Source organism: Lacticaseibacillus kribbianus (assembly GCF_020180945.1).
In the GTDB taxonomy this organism is placed as follows: domain Bacteria; phylum Bacillota; class Bacilli; order Lactobacillales; family Lactobacillaceae; genus Lacticaseibacillus; species Lacticaseibacillus kribbianus.
In genome coordinates, this window is the sequence record NZ_JAIPUL010000002.1 from 370,015 (window position 1) to 386,841 (window position 16,827).

The window sequence follows — 16,827 nt, forward strand, 5'->3', positions numbered from 1 at the left end:
ACTGTAATGAGCCAAAAATTGAATCGGCCCGGGTTAGCCGATATACTGTAACTAATTGAAGTGGCGCGTTTGGAGGAAGTCTGATGAATATTGGCATTTTTACGGATTCGTATTTTCCGCAGGTCAGTGGCGTGGCGACCTCGATCAAGACGCTGAAGGATGATCTCGAGCGGAAGGGGCACGTGGTGTACATCTTCACCACCACCGACCCGCACGTGCCGGAATCCGCCGTCGAGCCCAACATTTTTCGCTTCACCAGCGTCCCGTTCGTCTCGTTCACGGACCGGCGCATTGCGGTGCGCGGACTGTTTCACGCCTACCAGGTCGCCAAGGAGCTGAAGCTCGACCTGGTGCACACCCAGACCGAGTTTTCGATGGGCTACATCGGCAAGTTCGTCGCGCGGGAGCTCAAGATTCCCGTCGTGCACACGTACCACACCATGTACGAGGACTACCTGCATTACGTGATGAACGGCCACCTGCTGCGACCCTACCACGTCAAGCAGTTCATGCGCGCCTTCCTGTACCACGTCTCCGGGGTGGTGACGCCTTCCGAACGGGCGCACGACTCGCTTGAGGCATACGGCATCAAGATCCCGATGGCCATCATTCCCACCGGGGTCGACCTGACGCAGTTTCGGTCGGCCAAGGACACCGGCGTCCGCGAGCGCCTGGGGCTGAGCCAGGTGCCGGTGCTGCTGTCGCTGTCGCGGGTGGCCTACGAGAAGCGCATCGACAAAATCGTCGCGGCGATGCCCGACATCCTCAAGCAGGTGCCGAACGCGGTGCTTCTGGTCGTCGGCGACGGGCCGGCGCGCGAGGACCTCGCGCAGCAGGCGGAATCGCTTGGCATCGCCGACCACGTGCGCTTCACCGGCGAGGTCGACCACGATGCGGTGCCGGACTACTACCGGGCCGGCGACGTGTTCGTGTCGGCCAGCGACTCGGAGTCGCAGGGGCTGACCTACATCGAGGCGATGGCCGCCGGGCGCAAGGTGGTGGCCTGGGCCGGCGAGTACACGCAGACGCTTTTGGACGACCCGGCGATCGGCACCACCTTCAGCACGACGCCGGAGATGGTTCACCAGGTCTGCGGCTACCTGACGCACCCGCAGGCCTTCAGCGACCCGGCGCCGCGCGCGGCCAAGCTGCAGGCGATTTCGGCCGACCTGTTCGGCGACCGGGTGCTGACATTCTACGATGCGGCGATTGCGCGCTACCAGCAGACGCTTTCCGCCAGTGACGACAAGGCGGCCGTTGAGTCGGAGCGGCCTTCTTTAAAGGGGTAACCATGATCGACATCCACATGTTCTCATCCGCGGACAAAGTCGCGGGCCAGGGCGTCGGCGCCGTGTACACGGAGCTGCTCGCGCTTTTGGACAAGTACTTTCCAGGGGAGTTTCGCATCAGCATCAACAAGTACTCGTCAAGCGTCATCAGCCACTACCACACCATCGACCCGGCGTTTTTCGCCTCCACGTTCTCCAAGCGGCGCGGGCGCAAGATCGGCTACGTCCACTTCCTGCCCGAGACCTTGGACTCAAGCCTGCGCCTGCCCGGCATCGCGCGGGTGACGCTGGACAAGTACGTCGTCGCCTTTTACAAGCGCATGGACCAGCTGGTGGTGGTCAACCCGAACTTCATTCCGCGGCTGGCCGCTTACGGCATCGACCCGCACCGGGTGACCTACATTCCGAACTTCGTCTCCCGGGAGACCTTCTACCCGGCGACGGCTGAAGCCAAAACGGCGCTGCGCCGGCAGTACGGCATTCCGGAGGACGCCTTCGTGGTCTTCGGGGCCGGCCAGGTCCAGGATCGCAAGGGCGTCGACGACTTCATCGCGCTGGCCAAGCGCAACCCGCAGTGGCGCTTCATCTGGGCCGGCGGCTTCTCGTTTGGCATGATCACCAACGGCTACGACCACCTCAAGGCCGCGGTGGCCAACGCGCCGGACAACCTGACCTTCACCGGCATCGTGCCGCGCGAGGACATGGTCGACTACTACAACATGGCCAGTGTGTTCCTGCTGCCGTCCTACGAGGAGCTGTTCCCGATGGCGGTGCTCGAGGCCTTTTCCACCGAGACGCCGGTGATGGTGCGCGACCTGCAGCTGTACGACGAGATCATCGCGCCCTTTGCGCTGAAGGCCAAGGATGTCGACGCGATGAACGACAAGCTGGCAGCCCTTGCGGCGTCGCCCGAGCTGCAGCAGGCGTACGTCAAGAAGAGCCAGGCCGCCGCGGCGACCTACTCGGAGGCGCGCCTGGCGCGGGTGTGGGAGCACTTCTACCGCACCCAGGCCGCCCTGGTTGAGGGCGGTCATGAGTAGAAAAAACAAGCTGGCCGCGGCGGTCATGGTGCTGCTGGGCGTGGGCATCTTCATGTTCGAGATGCGCCACCTCCACTTCCACCAGGTCGCTGCGACCCTGATGAACCTCAACCTCTGGTGGCTGCTCGTGGCCACCCTGGTGATGCTCGGCTCGTGGGCCATCGAGTCGCTGGTCGTGCAGACCTTCGTCGCCCACGACGGCGAGCGCCTGCCGTTCACCTCGGCGGCGCGCGTCACCTTGGTCGAGCAGCTCTTCAACAACATCACCCCCTTTGCCTCCGGCGGCCAGCCGGCGCAGCTGATCGCGCTGATGCAGGCCGGCGTAGAGGGGGGCCGGGCGAGCTCTGTGCTTCTGATGAAGTTCGTGGTCTACCAGTTCATGGTGCTGATCAACTTCGTCTTGACCATCGCCATCGGCTTCCGCCAGGTCGCCGGCCGCCTCGGGCCCCTGGCCTGGTTCATCGTCTTCGGCTTCGTGATCCACGTGGTCGTGATCTGCGGGCTACTGCTTGTGATGTACCACTACCGCTTCACCAAGCGGCTGGTGGCCGTCATGGTCGGGCTGTACGGCCGGTTCGCCGGCCCGGTGCGCCAGGCGACGGTCGCGGCCAAGATGGCCGAGAAGATCGACTCGTTTTACGCCGAAAGCCTGCACCTCAAGCGCGAGAAGACCAAGGTGCTGCGCGCGGCGGGGCTGACCCTGATTCAGCTGCTGCTGTACTACTCCGTGCCGTACTTCGTGCTGCGGAGCTTTGGCGTCGACCACGTCAGCCTGATCGAGATGATGGTGCTGCACGTGATGATCGTGATGATCGTCTCGCTGTTCCCGATTCCCGGCGGCGCCGGCGGGGCGGAGTACAGCTTCAAGACCCTGTTTGCCACCTACGTGCCGGCGGCGTCGCAGCTGGTGCTCGCGATGCTGCTCTGGCGCCTCTTGACCTACTACCTGGGCATGGCGCTGGGGGCCGGGGCGCTGTCGGGTGTGCCGGCCAAAATGGTGCGGCGCGGCCGCGACCAAAAGTGAAAAAACTTTGGCAATCGGGGATTTTTACGGGCACAAAAAGCGTTTTTATGGTACGCTATCACAGAAGTACAGGAAAGGGGCCGTTTCATGAAGAGCTCACAGTTAGTTGCGATCATTAAACGCCTTGAAGCCATGCAGGAAGCAGCGGATGGCGAGGTGCAAACGCGCCGGTTCGAAAAGGACGGCGTTGAAAAAGGCTTGGTGTCTTACGACGCCAAAACCGAGACATTCACGCTTGAAGAGATGGATCAACACCAGAAATTCGACTTCGATGACATCGACCTTGTTGCCATTGAAATCTTTGACCTGCTCGACGATTCTGAAAACTAAGCAGCGCGTGAAAGAGCGGTTGGGCAGATGCCCGGCCGCTCTTTGTCGTTGCGGCGGCGCGCGGGCCTGAGTCAGCGCGGCCGCCCGGCGCCGCCGCAGGGTGGCCCGCCCGCGCCTGCGGAAGGCGTCTGGCCACCGTGAGCCCGGCCCGCGGTCCGTTAAGATGTCGTTAAGCCCCCTTGAAAATCGAGCATGAAAATTGTGTTTTGGCGGGCGTTTGTGTAGACTTACCAGTGTGCACCAATCTCGTGAACGGTAACTCATTAGCTGGAGGAACACCATGAAGCAAATCGGCAGGCGAATTCGCGCGTATTTTAACACCCGGTTCGGGTTTTTCGTGCTCGCCATCGTCTTGTTTTGGCTCAAGACCTACTGGGCCTACAACACCAAGTTCAACCTCGGGGTCAAGGGGGACATGCAGCAGCTGCTTTTGGCCATCAACCCGATTCCCACCACCATTCTGCTGTTCGGCATCGCGCTGTATTTGAGCGGGCACAAGTCCTACATCACCATGCTGATCGTCGACACGCTGACGTCCGTCTGGCTGTTCGCCAACATCCTGTACTACCGCGAGTTCTCGGACTTTCTGACCTTCGCCCTGATCAAGGGCTCGGGCGCCGTGTCCAACAACCTGAGCAAGGGGATCCTGGGCATCATGGATCCCAGCGACTGGTACGTCTTCCTCGACGTGATCGTCTTGATCCTGCTGTTGCTCTTCCGCGTGATCCGCATGAGCACGGCCCCGGTGAAAAAGCGCACGGCCGTCGCCATCTCGGCGCTTGCGGTCTGCCTGATCGGCGCCAACCTCAGCATGGCCTACTCCGATCGCTCGGGGCTTTTGACCCGGACCTTCGACAACAACTACATCGTCAAGTACCTGGGGCTGAACGCCTACACCGTGGTCGACGGGGTCAAAACCGCCAAGACCTCGGCGGCCAAGGCCAACGCCAAGGCCTCGGACCTCGATTCCGTCAAGAAGTTCCTGAAGAACAACCAGGCGACCCCGAACGTCGAGTACACCGGCGTCGCCAAGGGCAAGAACGTCTTTATCATCCACCTGGAGAGCTTCCAGCAGTTCTTGATTGACTTCAAGTGGCAGGGGACGGAAGTGACGCCGAACTTGAACAAGCTCTACCACGAAAGCGACACGCTGAGCTTCGACAACTTCTTCAACCAGGTCGGCCAGGGCAAGACGGCCGACGCGGAGATGATGCTTGAAAACTCGCTGTACGGCACCGCCGAGGGTTCGGCGATGGTCGCGGACGGCACGACCAACACGTTCCAGGCCGCGCCGGCGATCCTCGGTCAGATGGGCTACACCACCGCGGCGTTCCACGGGGATGTTCCGAGCTTTTGGAACCGCGACAACGCGTACCGCTCGTGGGGCTACGACTACTTCATCTCCAAGGCCTACTACCCATCCGGCAAGGGCTTTGAGGTCGGCTACGGGCTGAAGGATAAGATCTTCATGAAGTACTCGACCCAGTACGTCGAGCAGCTGCCGCAGCCGTTTTACGCCAAGCTGATCACCGTCACCAACCACTACCCGTACGAGCTGGACAAGAAGAACCAGTCGATTGCGAAGACCAAGACCGGCGACAAGACCGTCGACGGCTACGTCCAGACGGCCAAGTACCTCGACCAGTCGATCGGCGAGTTCATGGCCTGGCTCAAGACCTCGGGCCTGGAGAAAAACTCCCTGCTGGTCTTTTACGGCGACCACTACGGCATCTCCGGCAACCACAAGAAGGCGATTGCCAAGCTGCTGGGTCGCAGTGACTTCAACGACTTCGACAACGCCCAGTTCCAGCGCGTGCCGCTGATGCTGCACATGCCGGGCCTACGGGGGGGCGTGAACCACACGTACGGCGGCGAGATCGACGTGCTGCCGACGCTTGAGAACCTGCTCGGGGTGAAGTCCAGCAACTACATTCAGTTCGGCAGCGACCTTTTGAGCAAGGACCGCGACCAGACGGTGGCCTTCCGCAACGGTGATTTCGTCACCCCGACCTACACCAAGGTCGGCAGCAGCTACTACGAGACCCAGACCGGGGAGCTGATCCGCAAGCTGACGGCGGAGCAAAAGGACGCCGTCGACACGGCGACCAACCGCGTGACCACCGCGCTGTCCCTGTCGGATCGGGTGCTGAACTCGGATCTGCTGCGATTCTACACGCCGAACGGCTTCACGAAGGTCGACAAGTCCCAGTACAGCTACAACAAGAAGAAGGCCGAAAAGAAGCTGAAGGAAGCCCAGAGTGAAAACACCAGCGTGATGAGCCAAAACAAGGGCGAGTCGCTTCTGGACAAGTACATCACGGACGCCCCCGAGCTTGCGACGGAAGGGGAGACCCAAGACGCCGAATCGTCCTCAAGCGCCAAGAAGGCGGACAGCAAGAAGGCGTCCAGCAGCAAGCAGGATGACAAGTAGGACAGGGGGGACGCGCAAAATTTGCGCGACCCCTTTGCACGCGACTTGATTTAGCGTTAAGCTATGAGAAAAAGTAAGTAGGCGTTGCGCGGTGGTGACCCAACAGGAAAGTGTGTACGATCAGACAATCGCTCGGCTGAAGAAGGCGGGCATTCGAATCACGCCGCAGCGCGTGGCGATCATTCGCTTCATGATCCAAAGCGTCGCCCACCCGACGGCGGAGATGATTTACGCCGCGCTCGCGCCGGCCTTCCCGCACATGAGCGTGGCGACCATCTACAATAACCTCAAGCTCCTGATCGACCAGGGGCTGGTGGAGGAGATGAACGTCGGGGATGTGGCGACGCACTACGACTTCGCCCTGGCCCCGCACTATCACGCCGTGTGCACCAACTGCGGCCGCATCGTCGACTTCGTGTACAGCGGCATGAACGACGTCGAGAACGTGGCGGCCGGCAAGACCGGGTTTGCGGTCAGCGGCCACCACCTGGAGGTCTACGGGCTGTGCCCGGACTGCCAGCGCAAGCTCGCAATGACGAACGGCGGCAAGCAAGCGGTCGAATAATCGAGATAAATCCGAACGGGTATAACTAATAAATATACCCCGTTCGGGTTTATTTTTTTGCGCTGAAACGGCCAATTTTAGGTTGACGGTAGGGCGGTTTGGCTGGTAAGATACTTGTTGTTGTCGAAGCGGCCACTTGGTCGCCAGGCGGTGGATGTGAATAAATATTCACCGTTGACAACATCGTCGCGATAAGATATACTATCAAAGTTGTCTTAACGACAAGGTAGTCCTTTGAAAACTGAACAAAGTTTCGTAAATGTGATAGGGCTTTTCTTAATTGAAAAGAATTAAACATTGCGAAGTCAATTCGCTAGTAACAACAAATCGAGCTATTCAAACAGCTCATATTACATGAGAGTTTGATCCTGGCTCAGGATGAACGCTGGCGGCGTGCCTAATACATGCAAGTCGAACGAGGTTTTAGTGATTGAAGTCTTCGGACAGATTTCACTGACACCGAGTGGCGGACGGGTGAGTAACACGTGGGTAACCTGCCCTTAAGTGGGGGATAACATTTGGAAACAGATGCTAATACCGCATAAACCCTTGGACCGCATGGTCCGAGGTTGAAAGGCGGTCTTCGGACTGTCGCTTTGGGATGGACCCGCGGCGTATTAGCTAGTTGGTGAGGTAAAGGCCTACCAAGGCAGTGATACGTAGCCGACCTGAGAGGGTGATCGGCCACATTGGGACTGAGACACGGCCCAAACTCCTACGGGAGGCAGCAGTAGGGAATCTTCCACAATGGACGAAAGTCTGATGGAGCAACGCCGCGTGAGTGAAGAAGGTTTTCGGATCGTAAAACTCTGTTGTTGGAGAAGAACGTACGTGAGAGTAACTGTTCACGTAGTGACGGTATCCAACCAGAAAGCCACGGCTAACTACGTGCCAGCAGCCGCGGTAATACGTAGGTGGCAAGCGTTATCCGGATTTATTGGGCGTAAAGCGAGCGCAGGCGGTTTCTTAAGTCTGATGTGAAAGCCCTCGGCTTAACCGAGGAAGTGCATCGGAAACTGGGAAACTTGAGTGCAGAAGAGGACAGTGGAACTCCATGTGTAGCGGTGAAATGCGTAGATATATGGAAGAACACCAGTGGCGAAGGCGGCTGTCTGGTCTGTAACTGACGCTGAGGCTCGAAAGCATGGGTAGCGAACAGGATTAGATACCCTGGTAGTCCATGCCGTAAACGATGAATGCTAGGTGTTGGAGGGTTTCCGCCCTTCAGTGCCGCAGCTAACGCATTAAGCATTCCGCCTGGGGAGTACGACCGCAAGGTTGAAACTCAAAGGAATTGACGGGGGCCCGCACAAGCGGTGGAGCATGTGGTTTAATTCGAAGCAACGCGAAGAACCTTACCAGGTCTTGACATCTTTTGATCACCTGAGAGATCAGGTTTCCCCTTCGGGGGCAAAATGACAGGTGGTGCATGGTTGTCGTCAGCTCGTGTCGTGAGATGTTGGGTTAAGTCCCGCAACGAGCGCAACCCTTATGACTAGTTGCCAGCATTCAGTTGGGCACTCTAGTAAGACTGCCGGTGACAAACCGGAGGAAGGTGGGGACGACGTCAAATCATCATGCCCCTTATGACCTGGGCTACACACGTGCTACAATGGCCGGTACAACGAGTCGCTAACCCGCGAGGGTACGCTAATCTCTTAAAGCCGGTCTCAGTTCGGACTGTAGGCTGCAACTCGCCTACACGAAGTCGGAATCGCTAGTAATCGCGGATCAGCATGCCGCGGTGAATACGTTCCCGGGCCTTGTACACACCGCCCGTCACACCATGAGAGTTTGTAACACCCGAAGCCGGTGGGGTAACCCGTAAGGGAGCTAGCCGTCTAAGGTGGGACAGATGATTAGGGTGAAGTCGTAACAAGGTAGCCGTAGGAGAACCTGCGGCTGGATCACCTCCTTTCTAAGGAATATATCGAAGGCTTCGGCCTGAGATTACGGAAACCTATCACATGAAACTTTGTTTAGTTTTGAGGGGATCACCCTCTAGCTTTGCTCTTTGAAAACTGGATATCATTGTTTTTAGAAATGCCGAGAACACAAGCGTATTTGTTAGAGTTTCGAATAGAAATTCGATCGCTGACCGATCTATTTTGTAGATCAAGGTCAAGTTACAAAGGGCGCACGGTGGATGCCTTGGCACTAGGAGCCGATGAAGGACGGAACTAATACCGATATGCCTCGGGGAGCTATACGTAAGCTTTGATCCGGGGATTTCCGAATGGGGGAACCCAATCACCGTCAGGTGATTATCTTTGTGTGAATACATAGCACAATGAAGGCAGACGTGGGGAACTGAAACATCTAAGTACCCACAGGAAGAGAAAGCAAACGCGATTCCCATAGTAGCGGCGAGCGAAGTGGGAACAGCCCAAACCAAGAGGCTTGCCTCTTGGGGTTGTAGGACTGAACATTGGAGTTACCAAGTTAGCGGATAGACGAAGTCAGCTGGAAAGCTGCGCGAAACAGGGTGAAAGCCCCGTAGTTGAAATCTGTTAGCCTCCGTTCAGGATCCTGAGTACGGCGGAGCACGTGAAATTCCGTCGGAATCCGGGTGGACCATCACCCAAGGCTAAATACTCCCTAGTGACCGATAGTGAACCAGTACCGTGAGGGAAAGGTGAAAAGCACCCCGGGAGGGGAGTGAAATAGTTCCTGAAACCGTGTGCCTACAATTAGTCGGAGCCCGTTAATGGGTGACGGCGTGCCTTTTGTAGAATGAACCGGCGAGTTACGCTAACATGCGAGGTTAAGGTGAAAAGCCGGAGCCGTAGCGAAAGCGAGTCTGAATAGGGCGAGTTAGTATGTTGGTGTAGACCCGAAACCAAGTGACCTACCCATGACCAGGTTGAAGGTGTGGTAAAACACACTGGAGGACCGAACCCGTGTATGTTGAAAAATGCTGGGATGAGTTGTGGGTAGCGGTGAAATTCCAAACGAACTTGGAGATAGCTGGTTCTCTCCGAAATAGCTTTAGGGCTAGCCTCAGAGGATGGATATTGGAGGTAGAGCACTGTTTGGACTAGGGGCCCGTCAAGGGTTACTGAATTCAGATAAACTCCGAATACCAATCATCTTACTCTGGGAGTCAGACAGTGAGCGATAAGGTCCATTGTCGAAAGGGGAACAGCCCAGATCACCAGTTAAGGTCCCTAAATCTATGCTAAGTGGAAAAGGATGTGGCGTTGCACAGACAACTAGGATGTTGGCTCAGAAGCAGCCACCATTTAAAGAGTGCGTAATAGCTCACTAGTCGAGTGACCCTGCGCCGAAAATATACCGGGGCTAAGCATAGTACCGAAACTGTGGATGCGACCGTTAGGTCGTGTGGTAGGAGAGCGTTCCATAGGCGTTGAAGGTCGATCGTGAGGACGGCTGGAGCGTATGGAAGTGAGAATGCCGGCATGAGTAGCGAAAGACAGGTGAGAATCCTGTCCACCGTATGACTAAGGTTTCCTGGGGAAGGCTCGTCCTCCCAGGGTTAGTCGGGACCTAAGGCGAGGCCGAGAGGCGTAGTCGATGGCAAACAGGTTGAGATTCCTGTACTAGATCATTTTGTTTGAACAATGGCGGGACGCAGGAGGCTAAGACAAGCACCCAGCTGGAAACGGGTGTCCAAGCAGTTAGTCTGGTGGTGAGTGAAATGCTTACTGCCTTAAGGATAAGCTGTGATGGGGAGCGAAATTTAAGTAGCGAAGTGTCCGATGTCACACTGCCTAGAAAAGCGTCTAGTTAGAAATGATCTACCCGTACCGCAAACCGACACAGGTAGTCGAGGCGAGTAGCCTCAGGTGAGCGAGCGAACTCTCGTTAAGGAACTCGGCAAAATGACCCCGTAACTTCGGAAGAAGGGGTGCTGACCGCAAGGTCAGCCGCAGTGAATAGGCCCAAACAACTGTTTATCAAAAACACAGGTCTCTGCTAAATCGTAAGATGACGTATAGGGGCTGACACCTGCCCGGTGCTGGAAGGTTAAGAGGATGAGTTAGCGCAAGCGAAGCCCAGAATTGAAGCCCCAGTAAACGGCGGCCGTAACTATAACGGTCCTAAGGTAGCGAAATTCCTTGTCGGGTAAGTTCCGACCCGCACGAAAGGTGTAATGATTTGGGCACTGTCTCAACGAGAGACTCGGTGAAATTATAGTACCCGTGAAGATGCGGGTTACCCGCGACAGGACGGAAAGACCCCATGGAGCTTTACTGTAGCTTGATATTGAGTGTTTGTACCGCTTGTACAGGATAGGTAGGAGCCGTAGAGACCGGAACGCTAGTTTCGGAGGAGGCATTGGTGGGATACTACCCTTGCTGTATGAACACTCTAACCCGCGCCACTAAGCGTGGCGGGAGACAGTGTCAGGTGGGCAGTTTGACTGGGGCGGTCGCCTCCTAAAATGTAACGGAGGCGCCCAAAGGTTCCCTCAGAATGGTTGGAAATCATTCGCAGAGTGTAAAGGTATAAGGGAGCTTGACTGCGAGACTGACAAGTCGAGCAGGGACGAAAGTCGGGCTTAGTGATCCGGTGGTTCCGTATGGAAGGGCCATCGCTCAACGGATAAAAGCTACCCTGGGGATAACAGGCTTATCTCCCCCAAGAGTCCACATCGACGGGGAGGTTTGGCACCTCGATGTCGGCTCATCGCATCCTGGGGCTGTAGTCGGTCCCAAGGGTTGGGCTGTTCGCCCATTAAAGCGGTACGCGAGCTGGGTTCAGAACGTCGTGAGACAGTTCGGTCCCTATCCGTCGCGGGCGCAGGAAATTTGAGAGGAGCTGTCCTTAGTACGAGAGGACCGGGATGGACGTTCCGCTGGTGTACCAGTTGTGCCGCCAGGCGCATCGCTGGGTAGCTATGAATGGAAGGGATAAACGCTGAAAGCATCTAAGTGTGAAGCCCCCCTCGAGATAAGATTTCCCATTCCGTAAGGAAGTAAGACCCCTGAGAGATGATCAGGTAGATAGGCTGGGAGTGGAAGTGCAGCGATGCATGGAGCGGACCAGTACTAATCGGTCGAGGACTTGACCTAAAAGCGTAACAGATACGCGTTCAAGACAAAAAAATAATGATGTCCAGTTTTGAGAGTGCAAAGCTCTCAGTTAAATAGAAGTGCGGTGGCGATAGCGAGAAGGATACACCTGTTCCCATGCCGAACACAGAAGTTAAGCTTCTCAACGCCGAGAGTAGTTGGTGGGTGACTGCCTGCGAGGGTAGGAAGCTGCCGCGCTTTATTCCGGATTAGCTCAGTGGTAGAGCACCTGACTGTTAATCAGGGTGTCGTCAGTTCGAGCCTGACATCCGGAGTTCCATGGAGAGTTGTCCGAGAGGCCGAAGGAGCATGGTTGGAAACCATGTATACGGGTTTGCCCGTATCAAGGGTTCGAATCCCTTACTCTCCGTTGCTTTTCGGCCCGTTGGTCAAGTGGTTAAGACACCGCCCTTTCACGGCGGTAACATGGGTTCAAATCCCGTACGGGTCACTTTTATGGAGGATTAGCTCAGTTGGGAGAGCGTCTGCCTTACAAGCAGAGGGTCACAGGTTCGAGCCCTGTATCCTCCATTTTTTTTAATTATGGTTCCATGGTCTAGTTGGTTAGGACGCCTGCCTGTCACGCAGGAGATCACGAGTTCGAGTCTCGTTGGAACCGCTAAAAAACACCGCCGCCGCGGTGTTTTTTTTAACCATGAAACTGGGTGTAGACGTTCAGCAGGGCGAGCAGCAGGGAAAAGGCGCTGTAGGCCCACGCCGGGGACTTGCGCAGGCGCGGATCCAGCAGGATGCCGCCGACCAGAAGCACGGCGGCGGTCGGCAGGGTGAAGACCTGCAACCACACGGTGGCGACGGCCAGGACCGCCTGGACGAGGATCAGGAGCCACAGCGGCCAGGGCCGCGCCCACAGCGCGGCGACGGCCGGCAGGGTGACGGCCAAAACGGCCAGCAGGGTCGCCTGGGTCAGCACCTGATCGAGGCGGGCGAACATCAAAAGCTGCAGGAACGCGGCGACGGTCAGCCAGCCGGTGGTGGTGAGGGCAGCCCCGAGCTGCTGGGTGGTCAAGAGCCAGGCCAGGCCGACCTGGGCCAGCGCCAGCGGCAAAAGCGTTGGGCTGCCCCAGGCGCCGATCACGGCCAGCGGCAGCGCTGCCAACAGCGGCCAGGGGCGCGTCGAGGCCACCGCCGCGGCGAGCACCACGGCCAGGAGGATCAGCGCCCAGGCGCTTGCCGAAAGCGCCTGGGCGCTGCGGCCCAGCATCAGCGGCATGGCCACGGCCTGCGCCGCCATGAGGGCGGTCAGTGCAATATTTTTGGGTGTCATAAGCTTTCCTTTCGTTACCTCCCTATGGTACCCAATGCGGCGGCTCAGGGCAAAAACAAATTTCGGTCGCGCGCCGAAATATGTTATGCTTAATCTCGTTGCAAAGAATTCCCGATGGGATCCGCACTGCGGATATGCCTTGTAACCGAACAACTAATTAGGGGGAAGCACAGATGCAAGAACGTCACTTATTCACCTCGGAGTCCGTCTCCGAGGGCCATCCGGACAAGGTCGCCGACCAGATTTCCGACGCGATCCTGGATGCGCTGCTCACGGAGGATCCAAACGCCCGGGCAGCCGTTGAAACAACCGTCACCACCGGCCTGGTCCTGGTGGTCGGCGAGGTGTCCACCAGCGCCTACGTGGACATTCAAAAGGTCGTGCGCGACACCATTCGCGGCGCCGGCTACACCAAGGAGTCGGGCTTTGATCCCGACTCGGTCGGCGTGCTGGTCGCCCTGGACGAGCAGTCGCCGGACATCGCCATGGGCGTCGACGACTCGCTTGAGGCGCGCAAGGACGGCAGCGACCCGCTGGACCGCATCGGCGCCGGCGATCAGGGCATGATGTTTGGCTATGCGATCAACGAGACGCCGGAGTACATGCCGCTGCCGATCAGCCTGGCGCACCAGCTGATGCGCCGCACCGCGGCGCTGCGCAAGGCGGGCACCATCGCCTACCTGCGCCCGGACGCCAAGGCCCAGGTCACCGTCGAGTACGACGAGCACAACAAGCCGCTGCGCGTCGACACGGTGGTGCTGTCCACGCAGCACGATCCGACCGCAACGCTTGAGCAGATCCGCCAAGACATCGAGCAGCAGGTGATTCGCGCCGTGATTCCGGCCGAGTACCTGGACGCCAACACCAAGATCTACGTGAACCCGACCGGCCGCTTCGTGCTCGGGGGGCCGCGCGCGGACTCCGGGCTGACCGGCCGCAAGATCATCGTCGACACTTACGGCGGCTTCGCCCGCCACGGCGGCGGCGCGTTTTCCGGCAAGGACGCGACCAAGGTGGACCGCTCCGCCTCGTACGCGGCGCGCTACATCGCCAAGAACCTGGTCGCCGCGGGGCTGGCCGACCGCCTGGAGGTCCAGCTGGCCTACGCGATCGGCGTGGCCCAGCCTGTGTCCGTGTCGGTCAACTGCTTCGGGACCAACAAGGTGCCCACTTCAGTGATTACCCAAGCCATCCGGGAGCAGTTCGACCTGCGCCCCGCTGGCATCATCAAAATGCTTGACCTGCGCCGGCCGATCTACAAGCAGACGGCGGCGTACGGTCACTTCGGACGTACAGATGTCGATCTTCCCTGGGAGCACCTCGACCGCGTGGCGGTGCTTGCCAAGTACTTAGAGCGATGAGTTAAGAGGCGGCCTTTACCCTTGGTAGAGGCGCTTTTTTTCGGTCAAGAAAGGATACTTATGCAAAAGTCGCAACACACCAACGTCGTGCTGGTCACGATTGCCATCTTCGTCGCCACGTTCATGACGGCGGTCGAGGGCACCATCGTCTCCACGGCGATGCCGACCATCGTGGGCAGCCTGCACGGCGTCAACCTCATGAACTGGATCATCTCCATCTACCTGCTGACCAACGCGATGGCCACGCCGATCTACGGCAAGTTCGCGGACAAAATCGGCCGCAAGCCGGTGTTTTTGATCGGCCTGACCATCTTCATCGTCGGTTCGGCCTTGTCCGGGCTCGCGCAGTCGATGCCGGTTCTGATCTTTTTCCGCGCGATTCAGGGGGTCGGCGCCGGGGCCATCATGCCGATGACCTTCACCATCATCGCCGACATCTACCCGTACGAAAAGCGTGCCAAGGTGCTCGGCTTCAACGGCTCGGCCTGGGGCATCGCCGCGGTGCTCGCGCCGCTTCTGGGTGGCTTCATCGTCGACCGGCTGTCCTGGCACTGGATCTTTTTCATCAACGTGCCGATCGGGCTGATCACCGTGCTGTTGGTCGCCGTGTTCTTCAAGGAGGACTACCAGCGCCGCAGCCAAGCCGTCGACTACTGGGGCACGGTGTGGCTGGTGCTGACGCTGTTGCTGCTCATGCTCGGCTTCCAAGGGCTGGCCGGGACCAACGGCTGGGTCTGGCTGCTGCTCGCGCTGGCCGGCGCCGCCCTGACGCTTGCGCTGTTCGTGCGGCAGGAGCGGCGCGCGGTTGATCCGATCATCGACCTGGCGCTTTTCACCAACCGCGACTTCGTGATCACCAACGCCGTGGCGGCCCTGATCTCCGGGTTCGTCATCGGCTACGAGGCCTACATGCCGATGTGGGTGCAGGGCATCCTCGGCATGGACGCGTCCTTCGGGGGCTTTGCCATCACACCGTCCAGCCTGATGTGGATCATCGGCTCCTTCGTCGCCGGGCGGCTTTTGACACGCTGGTCCGCGCGGCGCATCCTGGCCTTGGCGATGACCTTGCTGTTGGCCGGCAGCCTGATCCTCGCGCTGGTGCCCGAGGCAACGCCGTACTGGTTCTTCCTAGTGGTCGCCGGCGGCCTGGGCCTGGGCTTTGGCATGGTGATCACCACCACCACGGTGCGGGCGCAGGCGACGGTGGCGGCCAGCGAGGTCGGCGTGGCGACCAGCTTCAACACGCTGTCGCGGACGCTCGGACAGACGCTGATGGTGTCCGTGTACGGGGTGGTGCTCAACCTCCGCATGGCCCAAGGTGTCGCCGCGCACCCCAAGGCGACCATGGGCATGCTCAACCGGCTGATCAACCCGCAGACGGCGGTGAACCTGCCCAAGGCACTGCTGCCGACGCTGCGTGAGATCCTCTACTCCGGGCTGCACAACATCTACTTCTTCTCCGTCATCATCGTCGGCCTGGCGATGGTGATCAACGCCTTCGACAAGGCCAAGGCCGCGGCCTGACCGCATAGACTAAAACGGCGCCGCGCGAGCATTCTCGCGCGGCGCCGTTTTGCGTCCTTGGGATGAGTACGCCCCGGTCCGGCTGGGACGGCGCTGGGCTTGGCAATCCTAGCTAGGACTTGGGCTTGCGGTTGACCCAGCCGGTCGGCGTGGTTGCGGTCAGCCACGGCTGCATCAGCCACCACACCATCATCAGGCCGAACAGCGCCAGGCCGTAGCCGGCCAGCACGTCGGTGGGGTAGTGGACCTGCACGTAGATGCGCGAGTAGCCGGTCAAGACGATCATGCCAAGCGCGATGCCGACGAACCACCGGCGCACCGGGGCGTTGGTGATCAAGGTCAGGCTCAGCAGGATCACGGTGCCCCAAAGCAGCAGGCTGCCGCTGGCATGGCCGCTGGGGAAGCTGTAGCCACCGATGCGGGTCAGCGGCGTGATGGTCGGGTCCTGCACGAACGGGCGCAGGCGGCGAATCGCGTGCTTGACCACGGTGTTGAAGCCGCTCATGCCGACGATGGAAAGCGCCGCGAAGACGGCGTAGCGGCGCCTGCGGTAGTAGGCCAGGATCGCGGCGAGCACCACGCCGAGCAGCGTGACGGCCGCGGGCTCGCCGAGTGCCGTGATGGTCAGCAGGATGTCGGTCAGCCAGGTCGGCCGCGTCGCGGTGACCGCCGCGATGATCGGGTCGTCGATGGCACCGATGAACGCCGCGTGGTGCGCGACCCCCCACAAAAGGGGGATGAAAATCGCGAGGCCGAGCGCCGCCAGCGCCAGGGGGACATTGGAACGATGGGACATCATAACACCTCCGTTAGCAAAATTGTACCAGAGCAGGCGGGCGAAGGCTTGTTTTAGTTAGGGCGATTTGCTATGATGAAGCCAACATCGAACGAACGAAGGACGAGTAGCCCGGCGGCGGGCGCAGAGAGCAGGCGGATGCTGTG

The 16,827-nt window shown here is 59.0% G+C and carries 10 protein-coding genes, 5 tRNA genes, 3 rRNA genes, 1 riboswitch and 1 other annotated feature (1 of these 20 only partly in view); of the genes, 16 read left to right on the forward strand and 2 right to left on the reverse strand.

Translation table 11 applies throughout. From position 1 onward, the window contains the following. Nucleotides 1-83: 83 nt before the first annotated feature. The 14 genes from LE416_RS09080 (at nt 84) to LE416_RS09145 (ending at nt 12,334) form a co-directional block, all read left to right on the forward strand. Nucleotides 84-1,289, forward strand: a complete 1,206-nt coding sequence (locus tag LE416_RS09080) for a glycosyltransferase family 4 protein (protein ID WP_225048157.1) — start codon at nt 84-86, stop codon at nt 1,287-1,289. A gap of 2 nt (nt 1,290-1,291) precedes the next feature. Beyond that, nucleotides 1,292-2,329: a glycosyltransferase family 4 protein gene (locus LE416_RS09085; protein WP_225048158.1), complete on the forward strand. Its 1,038-nt coding sequence runs from the start codon at nt 1,292-1,294 to the stop codon at nt 2,327-2,329. After that, nucleotides 2,322-3,353, forward strand: a complete 1,032-nt coding sequence (locus LE416_RS09090) for a lysylphosphatidylglycerol synthase transmembrane domain-containing protein (RefSeq protein ID WP_225048159.1) — start codon at nt 2,322-2,324, stop codon at nt 3,351-3,353. The genes LE416_RS09085 and LE416_RS09090 overlap by 8 nt, the downstream gene beginning before the upstream one ends. An 87-nt stretch (nt 3,354-3,440) precedes the next feature. After that, on the forward strand, nt 3,441-3,683 hold the full coding sequence (locus tag LE416_RS09095) for a YkuJ family protein (protein ID WP_225048160.1): 243 nt from the start codon (nt 3,441-3,443) through the stop codon (nt 3,681-3,683). Nucleotides 3,684-3,963: 280 nt separating this feature from the next. Beyond that, complete coding sequence (locus LE416_RS09100; protein WP_225048161.1) at nt 3,964-6,114, forward strand: LTA synthase family protein; 2,151 nt, start codon at nt 3,964-3,966, stop codon at nt 6,112-6,114. A gap of 94 nt (nt 6,115-6,208) precedes the next feature. Continuing rightward, nucleotides 6,209-6,679 carry a Fur family transcriptional regulator gene (locus tag LE416_RS09105; RefSeq protein ID WP_225048162.1) on the forward strand — a complete coding sequence of 157 codons (471 nt, stop codon included), beginning with the start codon at nt 6,209-6,211 and terminating at the stop codon, nt 6,677-6,679. 350 nt (nt 6,680-7,029) lie between these two features. Next, nucleotides 7,030-8,597 (forward strand): 16S ribosomal RNA (locus LE416_RS09110). A 201-nt stretch (nt 8,598-8,798) separates the two neighbouring features. After that, nucleotides 8,799-11,715: ribosomal RNA gene (locus tag LE416_RS09115) — 23S ribosomal RNA — on the forward strand. An 81-nt stretch (nt 11,716-11,796) separates the two neighbouring features. Continuing rightward, nucleotides 11,797-11,913: ribosomal RNA gene (gene rrf / locus LE416_RS09120) — 5S ribosomal RNA — on the forward strand. Together the 16S, 23S and 5S rRNA genes with 5 tRNA genes alongside form the textbook arrangement of a ribosomal RNA operon. 5 nt (nt 11,914-11,918) lie before the next feature. Beyond that, nucleotides 11,919-11,990, forward strand: a tRNA-Asn gene (locus LE416_RS09125). Nucleotides 11,991-11,996: 6 nt separating this feature from the next. Further along, nucleotides 11,997-12,085 (forward strand) — tRNA-Ser (locus LE416_RS09130). A 9-nt stretch (nt 12,086-12,094) separates the two neighbouring features. Continuing rightward, a tRNA-Glu gene (locus tag LE416_RS09135) sits at nt 12,095-12,166 on the forward strand. Nucleotides 12,167-12,173: 7 nt separating this feature from the next. Further along, nucleotides 12,174-12,246, forward strand: a tRNA-Val gene (locus tag LE416_RS09140). A 14-nt stretch (nt 12,247-12,260) separates the two neighbouring features. Beyond that, nucleotides 12,261-12,334 (forward strand) — tRNA-Asp (locus LE416_RS09145). A 30-nt stretch (nt 12,335-12,364) separates the two neighbouring features. Here the strand turns inward: LE416_RS09145 and LE416_RS09150 are convergent. Then, nucleotides 12,365-13,000 (reverse strand): hypothetical protein, encoded by a 636-nt coding sequence (locus LE416_RS09150; RefSeq protein WP_225048163.1) that lies wholly within the window; start codon nt 12,998-13,000, stop codon nt 12,365-12,367. Between the two features lie 93 nt (nt 13,001-13,093). Continuing rightward, nucleotides 13,094-13,176: riboswitch (SMK box riboswitch) on the forward strand. On the opposite strand from LE416_RS09150, the gene metK reads away from it, so the two are divergent. Together metK and LE416_RS09160 are read left to right on the forward strand one after the other, a co-directional pair. Further along, entirely contained in the window at nt 13,174-14,361 is a 1,188-nt protein-coding gene (gene metK / locus LE416_RS09155) for a methionine adenosyltransferase (protein ID WP_225048164.1), read from the forward strand. It overlaps the preceding riboswitch by 3 nt. Nucleotides 14,362-14,421: 60 nt before the next feature. Beyond that, the gene (locus LE416_RS09160; RefSeq protein ID WP_225048165.1) at nt 14,422-15,885 is read left to right on the forward strand and encodes an MDR family MFS transporter; all 1,464 of its coding nucleotides are present in this window, start codon (nt 14,422-14,424) and stop codon (nt 15,883-15,885) included. A 112-nt stretch (nt 15,886-15,997) separates the two neighbouring features. Here LE416_RS09160 and LE416_RS09165 read toward each other — a convergent pair whose 3' ends face one another. Then, complete coding sequence (locus LE416_RS09165) at nt 15,998-16,684, reverse strand: phosphatase PAP2 family protein (RefSeq protein ID WP_225048166.1); 687 nt, start codon at nt 16,682-16,684, stop codon at nt 15,998-16,000. 86 nt (nt 16,685-16,770) lie between these two features. Then, nucleotides 16,771-16,827 (forward strand) — a binding site (T-box leader) (it continues 134 nt past the right edge of the window).

What these genes read in the sequence shown, in the direction of transcription:
- LE416_RS09080 (WP_225048157.1), top strand. Translation starts at nt 84, where the DNA reads ATGAATATTGGCATTTTTACGGATTCGTATTTTCCGCAGGTCAGTGGC.
- LE416_RS09085 (WP_225048158.1), top strand. Translation starts at nt 1,292, where the DNA reads ATGATCGACATCCACATGTTCTCATCCGCGGACAAAGTCGCGGGCCAG.
- LE416_RS09090 (WP_225048159.1), top strand. Translation starts at nt 2,322, where the DNA reads ATGAGTAGAAAAAACAAGCTGGCCGCGGCGGTCATGGTGCTGCTGGGC.
- LE416_RS09095 (WP_225048160.1), top strand. Translation starts at nt 3,441, where the DNA reads ATGAAGAGCTCACAGTTAGTTGCGATCATTAAACGCCTTGAAGCCATG.
- LE416_RS09100 (WP_225048161.1), top strand. Translation starts at nt 3,964, where the DNA reads ATGAAGCAAATCGGCAGGCGAATTCGCGCGTATTTTAACACCCGGTTC.
- LE416_RS09150 (WP_225048163.1), bottom strand. Translation starts at nt 13,000, where the DNA reads ATGACACCCAAAAATATTGCACTGACCGCCCTCATGGCGGCGCAGGCC.
- metK (WP_225048164.1), top strand. Translation starts at nt 13,174, where the DNA reads ATGCAAGAACGTCACTTATTCACCTCGGAGTCCGTCTCCGAGGGCCAT.
- LE416_RS09160 (WP_225048165.1), top strand. Translation starts at nt 14,422, where the DNA reads ATGCAAAAGTCGCAACACACCAACGTCGTGCTGGTCACGATTGCCATC.
- LE416_RS09165 (WP_225048166.1), bottom strand. Translation starts at nt 16,684, where the DNA reads ATGATGTCCCATCGTTCCAATGTCCCCCTGGCGCTGGCGGCGCTCGGC.